At 38.9% G+C, this 22,227-nt stretch carries 20 protein-coding genes; 7 read left to right on the forward strand and 13 right to left on the reverse strand.

The genetic code is table 11. The features are described 5' to 3' along the window. Positions 1 to 19: 19 nt before the first annotated feature. Complete coding sequence (locus CSB87_RS15205) at positions 20 to 490, reverse strand: hypothetical protein (RefSeq protein ID WP_004888120.1); 471 nt, start codon at positions 488 to 490, stop codon at positions 20 to 22. 294 nt (positions 491 to 784) lie between these two features. Between CSB87_RS15205 and CSB87_RS15210 the strand changes: the two genes are divergently transcribed. Genes CSB87_RS15210 through CSB87_RS15220 form a run of 3 tightly spaced genes read left to right on the forward strand, consistent with a single transcriptional unit; the run spans position 785 to position 2,516 of the window. Then, positions 785 to 1,456, forward strand: coding sequence for a CsgG/HfaB family protein (locus CSB87_RS15210; RefSeq protein WP_002048002.1), 672 nt, complete (start codon positions 785 to 787; stop codon positions 1,454 to 1,456). 17 nt (positions 1,457 to 1,473) lie between these two features. Further along, positions 1,474 to 1,842, forward strand: coding sequence for a DUF4810 domain-containing protein (locus CSB87_RS15215; RefSeq protein ID WP_002047997.1), 369 nt, complete (start codon positions 1,474 to 1,476; stop codon positions 1,840 to 1,842). Further along, positions 1,839 to 2,516, forward strand: coding sequence for a DUF799 domain-containing protein (locus CSB87_RS15220; RefSeq protein WP_004888114.1), 678 nt, complete (start codon positions 1,839 to 1,841; stop codon positions 2,514 to 2,516). Before CSB87_RS15215 ends, CSB87_RS15220 begins: the two co-directional genes overlap by 4 nt. A 141-nt stretch (positions 2,517 to 2,657) precedes the next feature. Here the strand turns inward: CSB87_RS15220 and CSB87_RS15225 are convergent, their stop codons facing one another. The 9 genes from CSB87_RS15225 to CSB87_RS15265 all read right to left on the reverse strand — a co-directional run bounded on the left by CSB87_RS15225 (position 2,658) and on the right by CSB87_RS15265 (position 12,410). Then, complete coding sequence (locus CSB87_RS15225) at positions 2,658 to 3,017, reverse strand: hypothetical protein (protein ID WP_000416091.1); 360 nt, start codon at positions 3,015 to 3,017, stop codon at positions 2,658 to 2,660. A gap of 377 nt (positions 3,018 to 3,394) precedes the next feature. Further along, positions 3,395 to 4,753: an amino acid permease gene (locus CSB87_RS15230; RefSeq protein WP_079377170.1), complete on the reverse strand. Its 1,359-nt coding sequence runs from the start codon at positions 4,751 to 4,753 to the stop codon at positions 3,395 to 3,397. A gap of 144 nt (positions 4,754 to 4,897) precedes the next feature. Continuing rightward, complete coding sequence (locus tag CSB87_RS15235; protein ID WP_006582057.1) at positions 4,898 to 6,343, reverse strand: NAD(P)/FAD-dependent oxidoreductase; 1,446 nt, start codon at positions 6,341 to 6,343, stop codon at positions 4,898 to 4,900. A 19-nt stretch (positions 6,344 to 6,362) separates the two neighbouring features. Then, positions 6,363 to 7,694 (reverse strand): APC family permease, encoded by a 1,332-nt coding sequence (locus CSB87_RS15240; RefSeq protein WP_000428065.1) that lies wholly within the window; start codon positions 7,692 to 7,694, stop codon positions 6,363 to 6,365. Between the two features lie 190 nt (positions 7,695 to 7,884). Continuing rightward, on the reverse strand, positions 7,885 to 8,592 hold the full coding sequence (locus CSB87_RS15245) for a cache domain-containing protein (RefSeq protein WP_004888105.1): 708 nt from the start codon (positions 8,590 to 8,592) through the stop codon (positions 7,885 to 7,887). Positions 8,593 to 8,657: 65 nt separating this feature from the next. Continuing rightward, positions 8,658 to 9,377, reverse strand: a complete 720-nt coding sequence (locus tag CSB87_RS15250) for a FadR/GntR family transcriptional regulator (RefSeq protein WP_004888103.1) — start codon at positions 9,375 to 9,377, stop codon at positions 8,658 to 8,660. Between the two features lie 59 nt (positions 9,378 to 9,436). After that, positions 9,437 to 10,207 (reverse strand): nuclear transport factor 2 family protein, encoded by a 771-nt coding sequence (locus CSB87_RS15255; RefSeq protein ID WP_002053578.1) that lies wholly within the window; start codon positions 10,205 to 10,207, stop codon positions 9,437 to 9,439. Positions 10,208 to 10,235: 28 nt separating this feature from the next. Next, positions 10,236 to 11,666 carry a gamma-aminobutyraldehyde dehydrogenase gene (locus tag CSB87_RS15260; RefSeq protein WP_004888102.1) on the reverse strand — a complete coding sequence of 477 codons (1,431 nt, stop codon included), beginning with the start codon at positions 11,664 to 11,666 and terminating at the stop codon, positions 10,236 to 10,238. A gap of 321 nt (positions 11,667 to 11,987) precedes the next feature. Next, positions 11,988 to 12,410 (reverse strand): Lrp/AsnC family transcriptional regulator, encoded by a 423-nt coding sequence (locus CSB87_RS15265; protein WP_009501788.1) that lies wholly within the window; start codon positions 12,408 to 12,410, stop codon positions 11,988 to 11,990. Positions 12,411 to 12,545: 135 nt separating this feature from the next. Here CSB87_RS15265 and CSB87_RS15270 point away from each other — a divergent pair, with 135 nt between their 5' ends. The 3 genes from CSB87_RS15270 (at position 12,546) to CSB87_RS15280 (ending at position 16,668) form a co-directional block, all read left to right on the forward strand. Continuing rightward, positions 12,546 to 13,781, forward strand: a complete 1,236-nt coding sequence (locus CSB87_RS15270) for an aspartate aminotransferase family protein (protein WP_004888101.1) — start codon at positions 12,546 to 12,548, stop codon at positions 13,779 to 13,781. Beyond that, positions 13,778 to 14,872, forward strand: coding sequence for an arginine N-succinyltransferase (gene astA / locus CSB87_RS15275; protein ID WP_004888100.1), 1,095 nt, complete (start codon positions 13,778 to 13,780; stop codon positions 14,870 to 14,872). The genes CSB87_RS15270 and astA overlap by 4 nt, the downstream gene beginning before the upstream one ends. 332 nt (positions 14,873 to 15,204) lie before the next feature. Then, positions 15,205 to 16,668 carry an amino acid permease gene (locus CSB87_RS15280; protein ID WP_004709911.1) on the forward strand — a complete coding sequence of 488 codons (1,464 nt, stop codon included), beginning with the start codon at positions 15,205 to 15,207 and terminating at the stop codon, positions 16,666 to 16,668. A gap of 71 nt (positions 16,669 to 16,739) precedes the next feature. Here CSB87_RS15280 and CSB87_RS15285 read toward each other — a convergent pair whose 3' ends face one another. Continuing rightward, on the reverse strand, positions 16,740 to 18,200 hold the full coding sequence (locus tag CSB87_RS15285; RefSeq protein WP_004888096.1) for a coniferyl aldehyde dehydrogenase: 1,461 nt from the start codon (positions 18,198 to 18,200) through the stop codon (positions 16,740 to 16,742). A gap of 129 nt (positions 18,201 to 18,329) precedes the next feature. Here CSB87_RS15285 and CSB87_RS15290 point away from each other — a divergent pair, with 129 nt between their 5' ends. Then, a complete protein-coding gene (locus CSB87_RS15290; RefSeq protein WP_004888095.1) occupies positions 18,330 to 19,400 on the forward strand; it encodes an AraC family transcriptional regulator in 1,071 nt (356 codons plus the stop codon). A gap of 15 nt (positions 19,401 to 19,415) precedes the next feature. Here the strand turns inward: CSB87_RS15290 and CSB87_RS15295 are convergent, their stop codons facing one another. Both CSB87_RS15295 and CSB87_RS15300 read right to left on the reverse strand, forming a co-directional pair. After that, entirely contained in the window at positions 19,416 to 20,312 is an 897-nt protein-coding gene (locus CSB87_RS15295) for a DMT family transporter (protein WP_031952415.1), read from the reverse strand. A 142-nt stretch (positions 20,313 to 20,454) separates the two neighbouring features. Further along, positions 20,455 to 22,206: a tannase/feruloyl esterase family alpha/beta hydrolase gene (locus CSB87_RS15300; RefSeq protein WP_004888092.1), complete on the reverse strand. Its 1,752-nt coding sequence runs from the start codon at positions 22,204 to 22,206 to the stop codon at positions 20,455 to 20,457. Positions 22,207 to 22,227 lie beyond the last annotated feature (21 nt).

Consider the following 22,227-nt stretch of genomic DNA (forward strand, 5'->3'; position numbering starts at 1 on the left):
TTTAACAGTTAATTCCTATCTATTCAGACTGAGCCAAGTCACGTTCACGGCAAGATAATTCATAATAATTACCTTTTGGTAGAGAACGAATTTTAAAGCCATAGTAAGTACTATCGGTTTCTATTGGAGTAATATTACATTGATTCTTTTTTGCAAATTTCTCAATCAATTTCAAATTAGAAGTTTGCTTAAATACAGCTCCCCAACCTTCACTCACACAACAGCCCACATATTCAGACATATATTCATCTGAAATGAGTACAACATTTTGTCCCATAAACTCATAAGGCTTTTTGAGTTTATATATATCGTTATAGTCTGCTCGTGAAATATTAGGTTTTTTTGCTAAAAAGCCTTTTTGTTTGAGTATTTGGAACTTTAGGAAATCCTGCGGTCCAGTACCAAGTCCTCTATAAACCGAATTATTATCTTCTGCAAAGCTATACGAGCTAAACATACTGACTAAACTTAAAAATAATATTTTTCTCATTTTAAATTTCAAAAGTTATATGAGGTCGTAATTCTTTCATATCTAATAAGTAGCGTAAAGTAAGTAGCTGATTTTGAATTTCTCTCACTGACTTCGTAGGCATACACAGCTCATTTGAGTGACTATTTATATGATTCTTATGATTAAATATTCATAAAATAATAAGTAGGTTACTTAAAAGTTTTAATTTAATTGATTAGATTTTTGCTCATAGATTAATTTAGAAGCTCATTTGATAGTCTTTTTGTATATAATATGTATTCTTTGTATTTTAGATATCTTTATAGAGTAAACATGAAAAAAATATTAATCATTACTATGGCGAGTTCTTTTGGTTTAATCGCATGTTCAACCACTGAAACATCAAGAACGATACAAAGTCCTCAAGTAACCGCAGCTACTTCTGCAATTAAATATAATGGGGTAAAAGCTCCTGTTTCTATTGGTAAGTTTGATAACCGCTCTAGTTATATGAGAGGAGTTTTCTCAGATAATGTAGACCGTTTAGGTGGCCAAGCGAAAACGATTCTTGAGACACATTTACAGCAAACTGGTTATTTCTCAGTTTTAAATCGCGACAATTTATCTGAAATTAAACAAGAAGTAGGTTATAGCAATACTGCTCAATCTATTAAAGGTGCTCGTTACGTGATTACTGGCGATGTATCTGAGTTTGGCCGTAAAGAAGTTGGTGATCAGCAACTATTTGGTATTTTAGGCCGCGGTAAACAGCAAGTTGCTTATGCAAAAGTTAATTTAAATATTATTGATGTAAAAACTTCAGAAGTTGTGCACTCAGTACAAGGTGCTGGTGAATATGCATTAGGCGCACGTGAAGTTTTAGGCTTTGGTTCTACTGCCTCTTACGATTCTACTTTAAATGGTAAAGTGCTCGATTTAGCTGTTCGTGAAGCAGTAAATAATCTTGTAACAGATATTCAAAATAACCGTTGGTCAATTCAATAATTTTGGATATGTGTTAGATGAAAAAAATTGTTTTAAGTAGTGTTCTTGCTTTGGGATTGGTGGGCTGTGCCACTGGTCCTCAATCTTTATATAATTGGGGAAGTTATCCGCATCAAACTTATTTGATGTATACCGCACCTGAAAAAGCGACACCAAGTGCACAAATCACGACATTAGAAGCTGAGATTCAAAAAACTAAAGGTAAGGGCCTAGCTGTTCCGCCGGGGTTATATGCGCATTTAGGGTTATTGTATTTACAAGAAAATAATTCTCAAAAAGCAATCGAGTATTTCCAGCTTGAACGTCAAGTCTATCCAGAGTCTACAGTTTTAATGGATCGCTTATTGCAAAAAATGAATGCGAATGGTGGGAATACAAAATCATGATTAAGAAGTTTCTAATTGCTGGTTTGGTTATTTCTAGCATTACATTTACTGGTTGTGCAGTTACTCCGGCACCGAATAAAGACATAACCGCTTATAAAGCTCACATGCCAAAGTCAATTTTGGTATTGCAACCAGTCAATGATTCACCGGATGTAAAAGCGACTTACAGTTATTGGCCAACCGTAATAGCGCCTGTAGCAGAAGCTGGCTATTATGTTTTTCCCATCTCTGTTGTAGACAACATGTTTAAAGAGAATGGTGTCACCAATGGCAGTGATGCGCAGTCTATTGCTCCTCAAAAATTACAAGAGATTTTTGGTGCAGATGCCGCTTTATACATTCGAATTAAAGAATATGGCTCTAAATATCAAGTGATCCAAAGTGTTGCTACAGTAAGTGCAGATGCAAAACTTGTGGATTTAAAAACAGGCGATGTGATTTGGACTGGTGAGAAAAAGTTATCCCAATCAAGTAGTGATAATAACTCTGGTTTACTTGGTGCTGTAGTCGGTGCTTTGGTTGAACAGATTTCTAGCAACTTTAATGATCGTGCTTATCCAATAGCAAGTATGGTAAATGCTCAACTGTTTACTCCGACTCCTTATAGTCCGGGTACAGGCTTATTATATGGCCCACGCTCACCTCAGTACCAACAAGATGGAATTGCGAAGTAAATTAAAATCTAAATTTGGGTTTTAATTTATTAGACAAGTTGCTTCATATCTTTATGATTTGGAGCGCTTTATAAAAGTTGAGTTTAAGCAGGAGAGTCAGTTGAAAATTGATTTTACCTGCTTAATTCAATTGAAATTAGTTTATTTCTTTACTTTAAAACGGTATTTGCATTTTAGGCAGCGGTAGTCCTGAAATATATTTTTATCGATCATTACACCTGCTTTTTTACCAAAAATATTACCCACTACACCGCCAGTAATACCTGCACTGATTGCACCGACAAATGTGCCTACAGTACCGCCAACAATTACACCTAATGGTCCAGCTACAGTACCAATCGCTGCTCCTATAGAAGCACCTGTTGCAGCACCACCTACGGTACCCGCTGTAGTCCCTGCAGCTGTTAATAAAACACCGCCAGTGGTTTTAAGTAGTTTGTCATGGTCACGTGTTTCAATTTCTGTAGAACCACACTTTGGGCATTGCAGCGTTTTTTCCATAAAATTTTTCCTGTCTTTCATCATTAAGCGACGCAGTGAATGGAGCAAAATCAGTAAAGTGGATAAAAGAGCTATTTATGAAGCGTCTTTTTCTGATTGATGATCGCGATATATCTGGTCAGCCACGATTTTAGCTGAACATTGACACAAATATTTATAGATCATGTAAACACTTGTACCTTAATAATCATCTCTTAAAATGTCTTAAGCACCATTTTTAAAGGGATAGCATATAACTAAAAACTACTAAGTGATGGAGAATTGATCAGACGAGATGCAGATATTTGGTCTGTTGAAATTTGCAAAGAGGTGAGACTTGTTTACAGCCGCTTAAAACAATAAAGGCTTATTCTGTTTGAATAAGCCTTTTAGGACGTTCAGAGTGATTTATCTAACCTTAACACTTTATATAAACCAAGCATTAAAGTAATCCAGATCGGAATTAAAATTACTGATTCTTTAAAGCCTTGAGTCCACATAATGTATAAAATCATGCCGATAAAAGCGAGCACGACATAGTTACTCAAAGGCGAAAATAGAGCAGGAAATTTGGCAACTTTTCCATCTAGTTTCATAGCTTGCTTAAACTTTAAATGGGTAAAGCTAATAATCGCCCAGTTCAAAACTAAAGCTGCAACAGCCATATACATAAGATGGCTTAAAGCTTCTTCTGGTACAAAGTAGTTGAGTAAAACACACCCAAAAATCAGGATAGAAGAGAAGACCACAGCAGCTGTGGGTACACCTTGTTTGCTTACTTTTGCAAAGACTTTAGGGGCATTGCCCTGTACTGCCAGCCCATACAACATTCGGCTGTTGGCATACATGCCGCTGTTATAAACTGAAAGTGCAGCAGTCAAAATAATAAAGTTAAGTAAATGTGCCGCCCAACCAATGCCAAGCTGACTAAAAATCATGACAAAAGGGCTTTTATCTAAACCACCAAGGTCCAGTTGGTTCCATGGAATAAGCGACATAATAATTGCGAGCGAGGCCACGTAAAAAACCAAAATTCGAAAAATAACTTGGTTGATCGCTTGTGGAATACTTTTTTCAGGATTTTCTGCTTCAGCAGCGGTCATTCCAATCAGTTCAATACCGCCAAATGCAAACATTAAAAAGGCGAGCATATAGAACAAACCCGAAAAGCCATGCGGGAAAAATCCGCCATGTTGCCATAGGTTTGAAAAGCTCGCTATAGAATCATTGCCGGCTGTAAGTAATAAATATAAGCCAAACACAATCATTGAAATGACTGCGGTAACTTTAATAATGGCTAACCAAAATTCAGATTCGCCATAAAATTTAACATTGCCTAAGTTCAAGCACGTGACCAGCACAAAGAAAAATAAAACCGAAACCCATGCTGGAATATGAGGCCACCAATAATGTACATATTTAGCCACGGCGGTAAGCTCAGTCATCGCAACTAAAATGTACACAACCCAATAGTTCCAGCCCGATAAAAAACCGGGAAATCTTCCCCAATACTTTTGTGCAAAATAGCTAAAAGAGCCAACTACAGGTTCTTCGACAATCATTTCACCCATTTGGCGCATAATTAAAAATGCAACCAAACCAACAATGGCATAACCCAAAATGATTGAAGGACCAGCAGACTGAATGACTTGTGCAGAGCCTAAAAAAAGTCCTGTGCCCACAGCACCACCCATAGCGATTAACTGGATGTGACGATTTTTAAGTCCACGTTTTAATTGGGAAGATGAGTTACTCAAAATACTATGCGCTGTCTAAAAAAGCTGGCGCTATTGTAATGGATTGAATAGGGATAACCTAGTTTGAAAAGCAATATTGCCTTTATATAAAAAGATTCGCACAAAACTGTACGAATCCTTTTTAGAAAATGATGTTTTTCTTAATTAGAAAGATACCATTTTGCCTGGGTTAATCATTGCACCGATGCCATACATACTTTTTGCGAGTGGAATAACGACAGGGGCAAGCGTACGGCCAAAAATAATATTTTGATGGTCAATGTTAGATAACATTTCAAAGTCATTAGATTGCCCAACAAAGTCATTTGCAATGGCTTTACCAATGCGTACCGTCTGTGCAACACCATGTCCACTCCAGCCGTGAACTGCATAAATCGGGAACTTGTTACCAAACTTACGGCTGTCGACTGCACCATTAACGGTTAAATCAGTAGTGCCACTCCAGACAAAATCCATTTCTAGATTTTTAATTTGAGGGAAAACTGTATGAATTCGATGCTCTAGGTAATTTAAAGTTTTCTCTGGCCCCCAGCATGTGCCAGTACCTTGCCCACCAAATAATAAGCGGTTGTTAAACACAGGACGGTAGTAATCAATCTGGAACTGAGTGTCATAAACCGGATGTCCAAATGGCAGAAGCTCTTTGGTATCAAACTCTAAAGGAGCGGTGGTCGCGACATAAGTGTAAAACGGAATAGTGGTATTGTTCTGCTCAGATAAAAGTTTAAACGAGGCATGGTGTACCGCTAAAACTACAGACTTTTTGGCTTTCACGACTGCATTTGCTGTGTGAACATAAATACCATCTGCCTTTTCTTCTATTGAAATAACTTCTGTTTGTTCATAAACACTACCGCCGTTTTTGCAAAAGCCATAAATTAAACCACGGTTTAGAGCCAACGGATGAATTTGTCCACCTAACTCATCAATTAAACCGCCTGTATAGTAGTCTGACTTAATAAAGTCCATGAGTTCATGTTTACCCACAATACGAGTATGGTCTTCACCTAAGTATTTTCGGGCATCGGCACCTTGGGTTAAGCCAACCAAATGTCCTTCATGAACGGCGGCAGTAATATGCCCGTATTTACGGTCAAAGTTGAGTTGGTATTTTTCAGAGATATCATCAATGAGTTGCATGGCTTCCGTAGAAGTAAAATGCCATAGCTTTTTGGCATCTTCATAACTTAATCGGTCAGCCATTTCTTGAGCTTCCCAGCGTGCTAAACCTGGGGTAAGTTGTCCGCCATTTCGCCCTGAAGCTGCACTACCAATACGGTTTTTTTCTAATAAAACGGTATCTACGCCTTGTTCAGCTAAGTGTAGGGCAGTCGATGAACCTAATAAACCACCACCAATAACCACCACATCACATTCAATATCAGCATTTAAACTGTCAAATGTATGCCAATCGGACAGGGAACTTTCATAGTAGTTTGCTGGGTTATTTACCGAAGTGCCATTAACCGTAGTTGAGTCAAATTTCGCGTGTTTTGGATTTAACCAGCTCCATTCTTTACCCACTTGTAAAGACTTACTTGGTTTATATTCCACATCTTTTAAAAGTTGAGGTTTAGAAATAATTTTCATGACGACGTTCCTTAAAAAATTAATAAGCATTACTAATTGCAATACTTTGTTTTTTAATCGTTTTATAAATGAATAAGAGAATGCCTAAAGTTAACCAGAAGCATCCAAAAATCAGTGAAGATGAGTCGAGATTGAGCCATAAACAAATAATGCTAATGACCGATAACAACGGTAAAAACAGGTTTAGAAATTTATTTTTAAAACCTGAACGTTGTTTATCTTTAATATAAAATTTCATAAAAACTGAGAAGTTTACGGCTGTAAAAGCAACGAGCGCACCAAAACTGATCAGACTAACAACTTGAGCTAAATCTAAGAAAATAGCTGACATTGAAATAAGCCCGACAAATAAAACCGAGAAAAATGGTGTCCCTAAAGAGCTATGGATGGTTCCAAAATACTTTTTAGGAAAAATATTGTCGGACCCCATTATATACAGTAAACGCGAAGCACTGGCATGTGAGGCAAGACCTGAGGCGACTGTGTTCATAATTTGGCCGCATAAGAATATGGACTGAAACAAAGCACCACCCACATAAAGCACAATTTCTGGTAATGCTTCTGAAGGATGATGAAAGCGAACATTGTTTGGAAAATAAAGTTGAATAAACCAAGCAGCTGTGAAGAAAATAAGCCCACCCGCAAGTGTGGTTAACATGACTGCTCGGGGAATATTCTTGGTGGGTTGTTTGGTTTCATTTGAAAGGGTAGTAACTGCATCAAAACCTAAAAATGAAAAACATAAAACCGAAGCACCAGCAACAAGCGGTAATAGCGATTGTTGACCATGCCATAGTGGAGCCAGAGTAAGCACATGCTCATAACCTTGGGTCGAACCAATACCTCGAACCACTAAATATACAAAAATGACCATGAGAATAATCGGAGCAAACACAAATACGAGACTTAAGTTGGCAAGTAACCGAATACGGAAACAGTTGACTAAAGTCACAAGGCCCGCCGATACCAGCACCCAAAACCAATAAGGCATACTCGGAATGAGTGCGGTGAGATAAATTGCAGCCAGCAACACATTAATAAGCGGTAATAACAGATAGTCGAGTAGAGAGCACCAGCCAACGAAAAATCCACTTCTAGGCCCTAAACTTTCTGCAGTATAACTATAGGCCGAACCTGATCTTTCTGAGTTTTTACTAAACCTCGCATAGCTCCAAGCAGTAAGCAGCATCGCGCCTAAAGCAAGTAAATATGCGAGGGGAACATGACCATTGGTAATTCCGGAAACAATACCGAAAGTATCAAAAACCGTCATGGGGGTCATATAGGCAATACCAATAATTGTGACTTGCCATAGTGATAGTTTTTTTAAGGAAGACGCTTTATTTTCCATGTCTTTTCAACCTCAAATTTCGTTGTTTTTGCTTTTCATCCAGAAAGGCGATGCTATTTTTAGGCCAAAACTTCCCCTAGACCTGAATAAACAAGTCTATTTGAAGAAAGTTTGAACAACAGCTAAGGGCTTAAAGTGCTATATCACCTTGATGGCACACTAAAGCGAGAATAAAAGGCCAATATTCTTTTTAGATGACAACCAGCTGGAAAGACTGACATGGTTGCGAGAAAAACTGTTGTTCAGTCTTTTCTTTAAATAATGTCCCGGTTCTGATGCTAATGTCATTTGAAGTAATGACCCGAGATGAATCATTCATAATGACAGTCTTTTGCTTAATATTTTTGAGTTTGGGCATAAGCAGTTTTTCGAGAGCCGAAACTAAAATATCGGTCGCAATGACGCCAATAAAGTGGTCATGAATCATGACAGGGTGGGCAATGGTAATGGTGTAGGCACCATTACAGATATAATCAACATAAGGTCCATGTATGCATGGACTTTTATTTTGTGCAGGTTTATGGAACCACTCAAATGAGCGGAAATCTAAAAAGCGCTGCGCATTTTGATAGTTTTCAAGTTTTGCTTGTTGTAATTGATCTTCTTTTTTATACCACCATTCGAGTGTCCAGTAGTCTTGTTCCTCTTGAGTTGCCGGACTATAACTCGCAAAACCAGTTCCTTGACTGTAATGGCTCTGATTCAGTGCTTTTTTAATTTCCTTTTGCAAAGCAGAGCGTTCTGAAGTTGAAAGTTTAATATCTGTATTTTTTTCAGATGCATGCTTTGACAAAATCTTGCTCGCCTTAGTTGCGAGTTTTTCTGTAATAGAGGTTGTTTCGTCAACCACCGTCTTTAACAAATTTTGTAGCTCTTCTATATCTAACTGTTGGGTCATTCCTATAACTCCTAAAATTCCATATTTCTAACTTGATTATTGATAAGCCATCATATTTATTATTTTTATTCACTCGATAACTTATACCGAAGCATTTGGTCAGTGAGCATTGAAACTATTTTTCGGGCTTGAATCACAGCTTCATTTTCATTGTTTTCCTTAAAAGACGACAAAAGATGGTGATATTGTTTTACAACCTCACGGTGAAAATCATCATCTTGATAAAGTACGGCGATAAGCGGAGCCCATTCAGCCTGAATCGTGAGTTCCTGATTTGCCAGCCTTGCAGATTGGGCAAATGAGGTAAGCGTTAGCAAACAACGTAAATCAAGCTGTGCACGTGTATCTGCTTCAACAGCTTGTTCAAATTGTTCAATTAACTCTTTTATTTTGTTAAGTTCATATTCAGTAGTTCTTTGAGCGGCCAGATAGGCACTATGACTTAAAATTGCACTGTGAAACTCGCCTAAATCGGCAAGATACTCATTTGAAGCTTGGCGCAAAGGATGTTGATTTAAAAGTAAATCAGAAGGTAGCTCACAAACAAAACTTCCACCATTTCTTCCACGACGTGTATCAATTAAACCCTTTACACGTAAAGTATTTAATGCTTCGCGAACAGTGATTGGCGAAACTCCCATTAAGCGTGCTAAGTCTGCTTCATTAGGAAGTTGTTCATTGCTTTTGAGCAAACCAGAGATAATTGCATTTTCCAAGCGTTCTACAACTTGTTCCGAACGAGTTGCTTGAGCAATAGGTGCAAAAATTATCGTATATGCTGACATGGCGAATTCTCTAAAAGCTAAGTCAAAAGACTTAGCTTAATGAAGCGGATAAATAGTTATTAAAACACGCCATAACCATGGACAGCCTGTTCATCTTCAGGCACAGCCGGTATTGCATCCCAAAGTTCAACAATTTTGCCATTATCTACACGCCATAATTCAAAATATGCATGTCGGTTACCAGCAATACTGCCTTCGGAATGTGTCAATACAAATTGACCATCAGCAATGGAGCGATGCGTTTTTGAGTATACCAAACCTTGTCCTTCATTACGGATATTGTTCAAAAAATCAATGACTGCTTTAACGCCATCACCAATATCTGGACTATGTTGAATGAACTGGTCGCCGTCGGTATATTCTTTAAAGGCATCATAATTGCCATCAATTAATGACTTCTTAAAGAAAGACGTCACAATCTCGCGGTTTTTCTCTGGGTCATGGTGAGTTACGATTTCAGTTGGACCATCTAGTTGAGTTCTACCGCTTACATTTGGCGCAGCTTCTGCCACAAGACCATCCCAATGCTCGACAATTTTGCCGTCTTTTACTCGGTAAATATCAAACCCAACCAATGGTTTTTCATCTAAGCCCTGAAAGCGGCCATGAATTGCAACCAAGTCACCATCTGCGAGTACACGTACAGCTTCGTGTTGCATATCTGGGCAGTCTTCTACCAGTTGACGTAAACCTGAAATACCATTTGCAACGAGTGGTGAGTGCTCTATAAAGTCTTCAGAAAAATAACGGTCTAGAGCAGTGGTGTCATGCAAATTAAATAACTCGTGGTGTGCTTTAGTCACCAAGTCTTTCATTTCTTGCTTATTCATTTTGATCTCCTTTCAAAACGCATTGTTATTATTCGTTTGAACTCATCACATGTTTAACACGGGTATATTCTTCAAAACCGTAGCCAGATAAATCTTTACCATATCCTGATTTTTTGAAGCCGCCGTGTGGCATTTCCGCGGTTAAAGGAATATGGGTATTAATCCAAACTGTACCGAAATCAAGTTCACGTGACAGACGTGTTGCGCGAGCATGATCTTTGGTCCAAACACTTGAAGCTAGGCCATATTCAACATCGTTGGCTTTTTCAATGGCATCATTTTCATCTGTAAATTTCTGAACGGTAATCACTGGTCCAAAAATTTCGTTCTGAATAGCATCGTCGTGTTGTTTTAAACCACTAATAACAGTCGGTTCAAAATAGAAGCCTGGGCGGTCTGCCTGTTTTCCGCCTGTTTCAACTTTGGCATGAGCAGGTAAGTTGTCGATAAACGCTTTAACATTCTTTAATTGATTGGCATTGTTAAGAGGACCATAAAGCGCGTCTTGATCATCTGGTTCGCCAAAACGTGTATTTTTTGCAGCTTCAATAAGTTTAGCTAAAAACTCGTCATGAACAGATTCAGCCACAATCACACGTGTTGCAGCAGTACAGTCTTGACCTGCGTTGAAATAGCCTGTTAAAGCAATCATTTCTACGGCTTTATCAAGATCAGCATCTTCAAAAACCAGTACAGGTGCTTTACCGCCAAGTTCAAGATGAGCTTTTGCTAAATTTGCCGCAGCAGAAGCAGCAACTTGTAATCCGGCACGAACTGAACCTGTAATAGAAACGAGAGCAGGGGTTTTGTGTGATACAACTTTTGAACCGACTTGTGCTTGGCCTAACACCACGTTAAATGCACCTTTCGGAAAAAATGGTGCAGCAATTTCTGCAAGTAAGAGGGTACTTTCAGGTGTTGTGTCACTTGGTTTTAATACGACAGTGTTACCCGCTGCCAAAGCAGGAGCAATTTTCCAAATTGCCATCATGAGTGGATAGTTCCAAGGTGTAACCTGACCAACCACACCGACTGGTTCGCGGCGAATAGAAGAAGTTAAACCTTCTAAATATTCGCCAGTTGCTGTGCCATCAAGTAAGCGGGCAGCACCTGCAAAGAAACGAACTTGATCTGCTGATGCACCCACTTCTTCAGATGCAATTAAATGTTTTAACTGACCTGTATTGCGGCTTTGCGCTTCAATCAAACGGTCAGCATTTGCTTCAATAGCATCTGCCAAATTCAGTAATGCTTTTTGACGAGTCGAAGGTGTACTACGTCCCCAAATTTTAAATGCTTCTTTTGCAGCAGCATAAGCTGCATCAACTTCTGCCTCGGTCGCATTCGGCGATTGTGCATAGACTTCACCAGTGACTGGGCTTACCAAATCGAAGAAATCATTTCCTTTGCTAGCAACATATTCGCCGTTAATGAAGTGTTGTAGTTGAGTTTTAGCCATTTTTTATACCTTGTCCTTAGGTTTTAACATATAACATATAATACTATATGTATTATGTTTTAAATTTTCTGTCAAATGCTTTGATGAGGGGATTAAGTAGAAAAAGGGTGAGTTCAACTGAGAAGGTGTTTTAAGTTTTTGATTTTGATTATTTAAAAAAATTAAAAATTTATTGAGGATTATTAGAATAGGTTCATCGTTGGAATGGTGTTTTTAGATTTAACGAGCGGCCATAGAGAATTTTTTGAATGAAAGGAAAATGGATGAGCTCAGTCGTATAGTCAGCTCATCCCATATTTAATTTGAGATTTAACGTAATGATTAGGTCTTATGACTCGCCAGCAAAATGCTAGTTTCACTATTGTAAATACCTGAAATATTTCTAATTCTTTCTAAAACTTTATCAAAGTTTTCTAAGGTGTCGGAGCGTAGCTCGACCAAAATATCCCATTTACCGTTAGTTTTATGCAGACATTCAACCGCGCTTTCCAGACGTAGTTCTTTAATCACAGACTGTGCTTTAGTACCCTCGACCATAATGCTCATCCATGCGCGGATGACATTGCGTTCAGCATTTGGTTTAAAACGAACCGTATATCCAGTAATGATGCCGGAAGACTCGAGATATTCCATTCTCTTTTTAACCGTTGCTCTTGAAACATGAACTTTTTCGGCTATCTCGGTTACAGACATCCGTGCGTTATCTTTAAGTAAACCTAAAATAATTTGATCAATATTGTCCATAATGTCATTGTCAATTATCAGATTGATAAAAAATAATTCATTTTTTACTAAATTACAAATTTTGTGAGTCATTTTGATTTTTAATAATAGACCCATCGATAATCCTAATAATCTTAATTTGATGGGCAAGCCACAATGAATAATTTTGCAGTTTCCAGAAATGACTTTAACGAATGGATGGTTCCAGTATTTGCACCGGCAAATTTTATTCCGGTACGTGGTGAAGGTTCACGTATCTGGGATCAAGAAAATAAAGAATATATCGATTTTGCAGGCGGGATTGCAGTAAATGCATTAGGTCATGCGCATCCAGTGGCAGTCAATGCGTTAACAGAACAAGCAAAAAAACTTTGGCATGTCGGCAATGGTTATACCAATGAACCAGTACTGCGTCTTGCTAAACAACTCACTGAAAATACATTTGCAGACAAAGTATTCTTCTGTAACTCAGGTGCAGAAGCAAATGAAGCAGCATTAAAGCTTGCTCGTAAAGTTGGACTCGACAGCGGTGTCGCAGGTAAAAGCGGTATTGTGGCATTTAACAACGCGTTCCACGGCCGTACTTTATTTACCGTTTCGGCTGGTGGTCAGCCAAAATATTCACAAGACTTTGCACCACTTCCAAACGGCATTAGCCATGTTGCTTATAATGATTTAGAAGCAGCTAAAGCAGTTATTAATGAGCAAACCTGTGCAGTAATTGTAGAGCCTGTACAAGGTGAGGGCGGGGTAATTCCTGCTGATATCGAATTTTTAAAAGGTTTACGTGCATTGTGTGATCAGTTTGGTGCCTTACTTATTTTTGATGAAGTGCAAACAGGTGTCGGCCGTACAGGTGCACTTTATGCTTACATGAACTACGGTGTTACACCAGATGTGCTTACTACTGCAAAAGCATTGGGCGGTGGTTTCCCTGTCGGTGCAATGTTAACAACTGATAAATTTGCGCCGCATTTTTCAGTGGGTACACACGGTACGACTTATGGTGGTAACCCGCTGGCAAGTGCAGTTGCAGGTGCAGTCTTTGAGTTTATTAATACACCAGAAGTACTTAATGGCGTTAAAGAGCGTCATGATTACTATAAAAATGCTTTAAATCAATTAAATGAAAAATACGAAGTCTTTAAAAAAATTCGTGGCGAAGGTTTACTTCTTGGTTGTGTTTTAAAAGATAAATTTGCAGGTAAAGCAAAAGATATTAATAACCTTGCGGGTGAGGAAGGTTTATTAAGTCTGATTGCTGGTCCAAATGTTGTCCGTTTTACACCATCGTTAATTATTCCTTTTGCTGATATTGATGAAGGTCTAAAACGTTTTGAACGTGCAATTGCTCGCTTTGTAGAAATTCAAAAGGATGAACAAGCAGCATGATGATTATTCGCTACATTGAACCTAAGGATGTTAATGATCTTTACCTTTTGGCTCAAAAAGCGGGTTTTGGTTTGACATCTTTGCAGCCAAATATGGAAAAATTGGCTGCACGTATTGAACGGGCTTGTAAAACAGTAGCAGGTGAATTACCAAAAGCAGATCAGGTTTATTTATTTGTTTTAGAAGATACCGACCTGAATAAGGTTGTGGGTGTTTGCGGTATTGAAGTTGCGCTTGGTTTAAAAGAGCCTTGGTACAATTTCCATGTAGGCACCCAAGTGCATGCCTCGGAACCTTTAAGTGTCTATAACGCTTTACCAACTTTGTATTTGAGTAATGACCACACCAACTGTAGCGAGCTTTGTACGTTATTTTTAGATCCAGACTACCGTTTAAATAAAAATGGTAAATTTTTATCTAAAGTACGATTCTTGTTCTTGTCTGCATTTCGTCAATATTTCGAAGAAACCATTGTTGCCGAAATGCGTGGTTATTCCGATGCAAATGGGCAATCACCATTTTGGAATGCGGTAGGCCATAAATTTTTTAATATTGAATTTACCAAAGCGGACTATTTAAGCGGAATAGGGCAAAAGGCTTTTATTGCCGAGCTGATGCCGAGACATCCGCTCTATGTCGATATGTTGCCAGACGATGCTAAAGCGGCAATTGGTATGGTTCATCCAAATACTCGACCAGCCTACAACCTTTTACTTGAAGAAGGGCTTCGTTATAAAGGTTATATAGATATTTTTGACGGTGGCGCGACGCTACAGGCAGATATCGAAAATTTACGCGCTATTAAAGAAAGTCAGATTTTAGCAGTCAAAGTTGTAGACTCTACTCGTCTAAATTTAGGCGATGAGCCTTATATTGTTGCTAATGACGATTATGAAAACTATCGGGCAATTGTGGTGTACAGCTCACCTTATCAGGAACAACTACAGCTAAGCGCCGAACAGGCTCAAGAACTGAACGTTGAAAATGGAGCATTAGTCCGCGTCTTGAGTATTAATGTTAAACAGGATTCAAAACCAAAAGCAGCAAATAGATCGGAAAATACCCAGTATTTGCAAATGGTGGTTAATTAGGCAGTGAGTTTTCATAACTCACCAAATTTCATGTGGAATACTATATTATCCCTGAGTCAAAAAATTGATATGGATATACATCATCTTAATAGAATGAAAGGGACTTATAGGTTCATTTTTATCGATTAAGATGATGAGGCATAACGGGATAATTCTATGGTTAATATTTTATTGTTTTAAATAACTATTTTAAGATTTAAAAATGGAATTTACTAAATTATAAGTGGTTTTAATAATATTTGTAGGATGATTTATTCGGTTCAAGCGAAACTCATAACTCATATTATTAAAACATATTTATAACGGTTGCTATAAATTGGAGTTAATATTACATGAGTAATAATAAAGGAAAGCAGTTCCTGGAAGGAGACCTCCTTGGCAGTCAACATATGACTGGTCAAGAAGAGGAAAAATTGCAACGCTCATTGACAAATCGCCATATTCAAATGATTGCGATTGGCGGTGCAATTGGTACCGGATTATTTATGGGTTCCGGGAAAACATTAAGTGTTTCCGGTACTTCAATTATTTTAACCTATTTAATTATTGGCTTTTTCTTTTTCTTCGTGATGCGAGCAATGGGTGAGTTATTGCTTGCAAATACGAACTTTAAAACATTTGCCGATTTCGCAACCGCTTATTTAGGTCCATGGGCAGGTTTTTTTCTCGGTTGGTCTTATTGGTGTAACTGGATTATTACAGCGATTGCCGATGTAATTGTGATCGGGGGGTACATGCAGTTTTGGTATCCTGATTTACCCGTTTGGATTCCTGCATTTACTTCATTAGCCATATTAACCATACTCAACTTTGTGGCCGTTCGTTTGTTTGGTGAACTGGAGTTTTGGTTCTCACTCATCAAAATTACCGCAATTATTTTATTTATTTTGGCGGGTATTTACTTAATTGGTACCGGATTTACCTCTCCAAATGGGGTCAAGGCTTCGGTGAGTCATTTATTTGAAACAGAGTCGATGTTTCCATATGGTGTAACAGGTTTCTTGGCGGGCTTCCAAATTGCTATTTTTGCATTTGTAGGTATTGAGCTGGTAGGTACAACTGCCGCAGAAACAAAAGACCCGCATACTTCACTTCCAAAAGCCATCAACTCTATTCCTTTACGTATTTTATTATTCTATGTAGGTGCACTAGTTTGTATTATTGCAGTTACATCTTGGGCAAAAGTTTCACCGGAAAAAAGTCCCTTTGTAGAAATGTTCACTCTAGTTGGTTTACCTATTGCAGCCGGTTTAATTAACTTTGTTGTTGCGACTTCCGCTTTATCTTCTGCAAACAGTGGAATCTTTGCGACCAGTCGTATGTTATACGGTTTAGCATTAGACAACGATGCACCTAAAAGCTTTAGTAAGCTGTCAAAAAGAAAAGTTCCAATTCGTGGACTCGTGTTTTCAATGGCGTGCGTAACAGTGGGAACCTCGATTTTATTTATTGTTCCAAATGTCATGACGGCATTTACGATTATTTCAGCGCTCACTTCAATTTTATGTATTTTTACATTTATGCTGATTGTGATGTCATATATTTATTATCGTAAGAAAAGTCCAGAATTACATATTCAATCAAAATATAAAATGCCTGGTGGTTTATTTATGGCATGGATGACTATGTTGTTTTTAGTATTTACTATTGTCATTTTAGCTTTAGATCACGACACTTTAATTGCACTTGAATGCTCACCAATCTGGTTTATTGGTTTATTTATTGCCTATAAATATAAAAAGAAAAAGATGTTGCAGCTTGATATTTTAAAAGCACAAAAGGCTGATTATATTTAAACAAAGTGTAGTGATTTTATTTGTTTAAAAAATAATAAAAAGCCTCATTACGAGGCTTTTTTTATAATCTATTATTTAATATTTGGATCGCCTTTTTTCAAGAAAAAGCGAATTGCCAGTTTTTGCAAGAATGTTCCATAAGGAGGGTGGAAAAGCTGGGTCGGGAAAAATCGATGACGGATAAATACAGTTTTTGCATGTGAAAGTTCACGGAAACCTTCTTCACCATGATATGACCCCATACCTGAGTTGCCGATACCCCCAAAAGGAGCGTCATGGTTAACTACATGCCAACCCCAGTCATTGATGGTCACACCACCTGAATGAGTTTCACGTAAAATTCGGTCGCGTTCTACTGAACTATGTGTAAAGCAATAAAGTGCTAAAGGTCGTTCGTCCGATTTCACGTAGGTAATTGCATCATCTAAAGAATCATATGCAACCACAGGTAAAATAGGGCCAAAAAGTTCTTCTTTCATAATGCGCATGTCTGGCGTGCAATTCAGCACAATCTGTACAGGCATTCTGCGACCTTGTTGGTCAAAGCTGTAAGTATCACAAGGAATAACACGTGCACCTTTTGCTTGTGCATCGGTCAAAATATCTTGAATACGTTTTAAATGGCGGTCATTTACAATCGATGTGTAATTTTCATTGTTTGTGATGTTTTGACCAAACATTTTTATAAAGCTTGATTTCGCAGCATCTACAAATTCCTCAATACTTTCTTTTGGAACCAATGCATAGTCAGGCGCTACACAGATTTGACCACTGTTTGTTGCTTTACCATGGGTAATACGTTTTGCAGCATCAGCGAGCGGGTAATTGCGGCTTACAATTGCTGGTGATTTTCCGCCTAATTCGAGAGTAACTGGAGTCAAATTTTCAGCAGCTGCTCGCATGACGACTTTGCCAATGGCAGGAGAGCCAGTAAATACAATATGGTTAAATGGCAAAGTGGTAAATCTAGCAGGATCTGTAATTTCTTCACCAAAAACCGCCACTTCATCTTCATTGAAAACTTCGGCAAGCATGCGTCGTAGCATGGCATTAGTATTTGGGGTAATTTCCGGCAGTTTAATCATAACTCGGTTGCCCGCAGCTAACGCGGCAATGAGTGGGCCAAGTGCTAAATAAACGGGGAAGTTCCAAGGAACAATGACACCCACCACACCTTTAGGTTGGTATTGCACACTTAAACGATTTGATAAAAATAAAAGCTCGGTACGGCGTTTACTTGGACGCATCCAGCGGCGTAAATGATGAATGGCATGATCGGCTTCCAACACAGAGCCAAGCAAATCTAAAAGTTTAGATTCATCGAGTGATCTTGAGCTAAAGTCAGCATTAATCGCGGTAGCTAAAGCATCTTGATAGCGAATAATTTGTTTCTTAAGCTGATGCAGTTTTGTGCGGCGTGACTCAAGACTTGGGTAGGGATCTGCCTCAAAATTGGCGCGTTGTTTGGAAAAAATAAGTTCCATATGTTCAGTGGCAGAGCCGTTATATTCTTTTAAGGTGGACTGTTCCATTATTATTCCTTCCATACTTTTGCTTATCATACTTTATGCTTGAAGCGTTGTATGGTCGATGTTAAATTGAGACAACAAGAGGTAGTTTAGTGCCATTATGCACGTCACTCTAGGGATGGTGTGAGTTAAATGCCTAAAAATCTTTATAAAAATGCAAATAGTGTTATTGAAGGAAATTATGATAATACATCCTTAGGAGCCAATACATATTTGCTGGGTTTAACCAGTTTATTTGATGAAATGGGCTTGCAAGGTCATTCAATAGTAGAAGTTCTATCGGGCACAAATATTTTGCCAGATGCTATAAATCAACCTTCTTTATATATTTCTCAAGTCCAAAAAATTCAGCTATTTCAAAATATTCAAAAGCTATCAAATGATCCACTCATTGGTCTGCGCGCAGGGCAAAAGCAGCGACTGTCAGATTTTGGAGTGTATGGCTATGCGTTATATTCTTCGCGTAATTTTAGACAAGCAGTCGAGCTTGGCATTCGACATATTAAGCTTGCAGGGCCTATTTTAAAGAAGTCTTTTTATATTCGAGATGATGTTGCCGTTTTTGAAGGGCAGGACATTATTGCACTGGGTAAACTTCTGCCTTTGGTGTGCGAGTTTTGGTTTAGCTCCATGCAAACCTTAATTGAACGGGTGCTTGAAGGACCGTTTCAAGCCAAGAAGCTTTTGTTGCCCTATCCAGCGCCTGACTATGCAGAAGAATATGAAAAAGTTTTTCATTGTCCCGTTCAGTTTAATGCTGTGGTCATGCAATGGCACTTTGATTTAAAGTGGCTCGATGTACCTTGCCCAAATGCTAACCCGATTACTGCTGATATGTGTAAGTCGTTTTGTGAGCGGATGCTAGGTGCTGCTGAACTTGAAGAGCCTGAGCTTGTGAAAACGATTCGTTTAATATTATTGGATGGAACGGGGCTTTTTCCGTCGGCTCAAGAAATGGCTGAACGCTTACATATGTCAAAGCGTACTTTACATCGACGCTTGGCAGGGTTTAATTTGACTTACCAAGAATTGTTAGATGAAACACGGCGCCGTCTTGCTGATGAATATTTGCGAGAGACAACTTTAACCATAGATGAAATTGCTGAGAGAATTGGCTTTTCAGATACTTCTAACTTTCGAAAAGCCTATCGCCATTGGACAGGCATTTCACCAAATGAGTATCGAATACAGTACCTAAATTAGATTAAGGTTTGTTTGTTATTTAAATCGAGAGAGTAACTTTTTCTGCAAAAATGGATTGCAGAGCAAAATGGCAAATAAAATAATAAATATACCGATAATGCTAAACAGATCCGGTAATTCATGCCAAAAAACAAATCCCCATATTCCTGCAAAAATAATAGCAATGTAGTTCATTGGGCCAATTTGTCCTGCCGGGGCTAGGCTGTAGGCATAAGACATAAACAGTTGGCTAATGTTTGCTAAAAGTCCTGCGGCAATGAGCAGGGCTAGTTCATGCCAAGTGAAAATACGCCAATGCCAGAACATTGGAATAGAGGAAATTAAACTACCAAAAATACAGAAGTAAAAAACAATACGCTCAGGCGGCTCTGTACTGGTTAAAGCTCTTACAGTGACAAAGGCCATTGCTGATAAAAAGCAGGCGCCCAAGCCAATAAAAGATAATGCGTTAAATAGACCTTGGTCGGGTTTAGCGACAAATAAAACCCCAATGAGACCAATCACAGCGGCAAAAATCATCGATTTGGTAATTTTTTCTTTTAAGAAAAGCCATGCAATCAGTGGAATAAAGATAGGAGATGAATAACTAAAAACCATAGCGTTTGATAGTTTTAAGTTCGCAATTGCATAGAAAAAACCATACATGGCGGCTAACCCAACTAGACTTCGCCACGTGTGCATCCAGAGTTTATCGGTTTTAATAAAATCTAGACCCTGTTTAAAGAGCATCGGAATAAAAATAAATAAGCCGACTGCATTTCTAAAAAACACGACGGTCGCGTTGTCTACCGTTTGCGAAGCAAAACGAATGCACACTCCCATAATGGAAAATAATAATGCCGATGTCATAAGACAAAGCAGTGCTTTTCCAAGTTGTGTAGTGGGGAGATTGGGAGCAGTCTGATTTTGCATAACGAAATGAGTTTTTAGTTTTCGGTGTTATCTTAGCAGCGATGTAGGCATTGGATGAAATATCATTTGATAATGATTCAATAGTGATACTTAGTAAAATAAAAAAAGAGCCTAGGTCAGCTCTCTTTTAATTTTTAGGGTGCTATTTACAGCTAAAGTTTTCAGCTTTTTCGCTATCACCTTGACCGTTGTAACGAGCAATCAGTGGGTAAGGGCAAAGTGGACGAGTGCGGTCTGGTGCCCAGTCTAGTGGAAGTTCAGTATTCACTTGACCACTCGGATTACCTGCGCCGCGTGCAGTCGCAATGATTTTGTCAGGTGCTTGCCCATATTCCACCCAATTAACTAAAGCAGTCAATGCATCAAATTGGTCGGTCGCAATGCCATCACGGGTATGGTTCATGCCTGGAACTCTAAAGAAACGTGCAAATTCGAGTGCTGTACCTTTCGCATCATTTTTATAGTGTTGTAGCAGTTGATCGTACCAATTTTGGGTGTCATCCACAGAGAAAACGCCATCTGCTGTGCCTTGTACCACAATCATTTTTCCACCGTGATTACGAAGTTTATCTAGATTAAGTTCGTCAGGTGGCATCATGAATGACATCGAACTTTCGGTATACACATCATTGGTTGCCGAGAGTTTTGGATAGTCGGTATCGAAGTTAAAATTAAAGGCAAATTGTCTAGAGTTTTGAGTCACAGTTGGGTCTGGTGGAACCTGAAAAAGAATGCCGACTGCAACGGGGTCACGTGCTGTTCCCACCGAAGATTCGAATTTCCAGCTTGCCCAGTTGCTTCCCACTAAACCGGGGTCGAAAGGCTGGGTTGCATAAAGGGCTTGTCCAGCCGAATTTGCAGGACCACGGTAAATGTTGGCTAATACATCAATTTGTTCGGTGCTTAGGCAGGTGCCATCTCTTGTGCTTGAGCAAACGGGTACATCTTTGTGAATATCAAAAGCTGTACGGCAAGCCTCAACGTCTTGAACCAGTCCATCTGCAACACCGTCTAAAGCATCGCATCGATCTAAAATCGCTTTTGCTAAAACTTTACGCTCTGAAAGGGTCAGGGCGGTATTTAAGTCATTTTCATCTGTTGCGACACGACGAAGCTGTTGTGCGGTGTAGAGTTGAGTCGCGGCTGCACGAGGTAAGTGAAAACCTGGTGTACTTGCTAAAATTCCATCATATTGGTCGCCCAAACGAGTTGCTGCAATCATGGCATGACGTCCGCCGTTCGATGTACCACCTGCATAGGAGCGGTCTGGCAATTTACCATATGCGGCTTTAATTAGGTTTTTTGCCATAGGCGTGAGTTTGGTAATGGCTCCGTAGCCGTAGTTAATTCTGGCTTGAGGGTCTAAACCGAACATTGGATTTTGTGAGGCATTATGTCCGGCATCAGAGGAAATAACCGCAAAACCATCATGCAGGGCATTGGTGAGTGGGCCACCGCTACCAACCTGACCTGTTGCAGGGACTAAATTACCATCGGTTCCGCCATTGCCTTGATAGAGAAAACGGCCGTTCCAGTCTATTGGTAAGCGCATTTCAAAACCAATTTGATAAGTTTGTCCATCAACAGGGCTTACCCGTTGATCCATATAACCTTTAACCAAACAATGAGCGCCAATCGGTTTGTTGGCGACAGTCAATGTGCCTGCTTCTTGAAGGGTAGCTGAGCTAATAACGGTATTGTTGTATTGAAATCCGAGTAAGTCCGTACAGCTTTCTGTCATTTTTACGCCAACAGCAGGAGATAACTGTGGTGGTTTGTTTGTAGAAGGAGCCGATGTGTCATCATTATCACTTCCACAGCCTGCCAAAGAACCAAGCATGGTAAGTACTAAAGCAGAGTGAGTCAAAATTCGTTTATTATTGGTGTAATTCATTTATTCATATCCTTATTGAAT

Origin of the sequence: Acinetobacter sp. AR_0276 (genome assembly GCF_003000705.1) — a bacterium.
GTDB lineage: Bacteria > Pseudomonadota > Gammaproteobacteria > Pseudomonadales > Moraxellaceae > Acinetobacter > Acinetobacter nosocomialis.

What these genes read in the sequence shown, in the direction of transcription:
- CSB87_RS15205 (WP_004888120.1), bottom strand. Translation starts at nt 490, where the DNA reads ATGAGAAAAATATTATTTTTAAGTTTAGTCAGTATGTTTAGCTCGTAT.
- CSB87_RS15210 (WP_002048002.1), top strand. Translation starts at nt 785, where the DNA reads ATGAAAAAAATATTAATCATTACTATGGCGAGTTCTTTTGGTTTAATC.
- CSB87_RS15215 (WP_002047997.1), top strand. Translation starts at nt 1,474, where the DNA reads ATGAAAAAAATTGTTTTAAGTAGTGTTCTTGCTTTGGGATTGGTGGGC.
- CSB87_RS15220 (WP_004888114.1), top strand. Translation starts at nt 1,839, where the DNA reads ATGATTAAGAAGTTTCTAATTGCTGGTTTGGTTATTTCTAGCATTACA.
- CSB87_RS15225 (WP_000416091.1), bottom strand. Translation starts at nt 3,017, where the DNA reads ATGGAAAAAACGCTGCAATGCCCAAAGTGTGGTTCTACAGAAATTGAA.
- CSB87_RS15235 (WP_006582057.1), bottom strand. Translation starts at nt 6,343, where the DNA reads ATGAAAATTATTTCTAAACCTCAACTTTTAAAAGATGTGGAATATAAA.
- CSB87_RS15240 (WP_000428065.1), bottom strand. Translation starts at nt 7,694, where the DNA reads ATGGAAAATAAAGCGTCTTCCTTAAAAAAACTATCACTATGGCAAGTC.
- CSB87_RS15245 (WP_004888105.1), bottom strand. Translation starts at nt 8,592, where the DNA reads ATGACCCAACAGTTAGATATAGAAGAGCTACAAAATTTGTTAAAGACG.
- CSB87_RS15250 (WP_004888103.1), bottom strand. Translation starts at nt 9,377, where the DNA reads ATGTCAGCATATACGATAATTTTTGCACCTATTGCTCAAGCAACTCGT.
- CSB87_RS15255 (WP_002053578.1), bottom strand. Translation starts at nt 10,207, where the DNA reads ATGAATAAGCAAGAAATGAAAGACTTGGTGACTAAAGCACACCACGAG.
- CSB87_RS15260 (WP_004888102.1), bottom strand. Translation starts at nt 11,666, where the DNA reads ATGGCTAAAACTCAACTACAACACTTCATTAACGGCGAATATGTTGCT.
- CSB87_RS15265 (WP_009501788.1), bottom strand. Translation starts at nt 12,410, where the DNA reads ATGGACAATATTGATCAAATTATTTTAGGTTTACTTAAAGATAACGCA.
- CSB87_RS15270 (WP_004888101.1), top strand. Translation starts at nt 12,546, where the DNA reads ATGAATAATTTTGCAGTTTCCAGAAATGACTTTAACGAATGGATGGTT.
- astA (WP_004888100.1), top strand. Translation starts at nt 13,778, where the DNA reads ATGATGATTATTCGCTACATTGAACCTAAGGATGTTAATGATCTTTAC.
- CSB87_RS15280 (WP_004709911.1), top strand. Translation starts at nt 15,205, where the DNA reads ATGAGTAATAATAAAGGAAAGCAGTTCCTGGAAGGAGACCTCCTTGGC.
- CSB87_RS15285 (WP_004888096.1), bottom strand. Translation starts at nt 18,200, where the DNA reads ATGGAACAGTCCACCTTAAAAGAATATAACGGCTCTGCCACTGAACAT.
- CSB87_RS15290 (WP_004888095.1), top strand. Translation starts at nt 18,330, where the DNA reads ATGCCTAAAAATCTTTATAAAAATGCAAATAGTGTTATTGAAGGAAAT.
- CSB87_RS15295 (WP_031952415.1), bottom strand. Translation starts at nt 20,312, where the DNA reads ATGCAAAATCAGACTGCTCCCAATCTCCCCACTACACAACTTGGAAAA.
- CSB87_RS15300 (WP_004888092.1), bottom strand. Translation starts at nt 22,206, where the DNA reads ATGAATTACACCAATAATAAACGAATTTTGACTCACTCTGCTTTAGTA.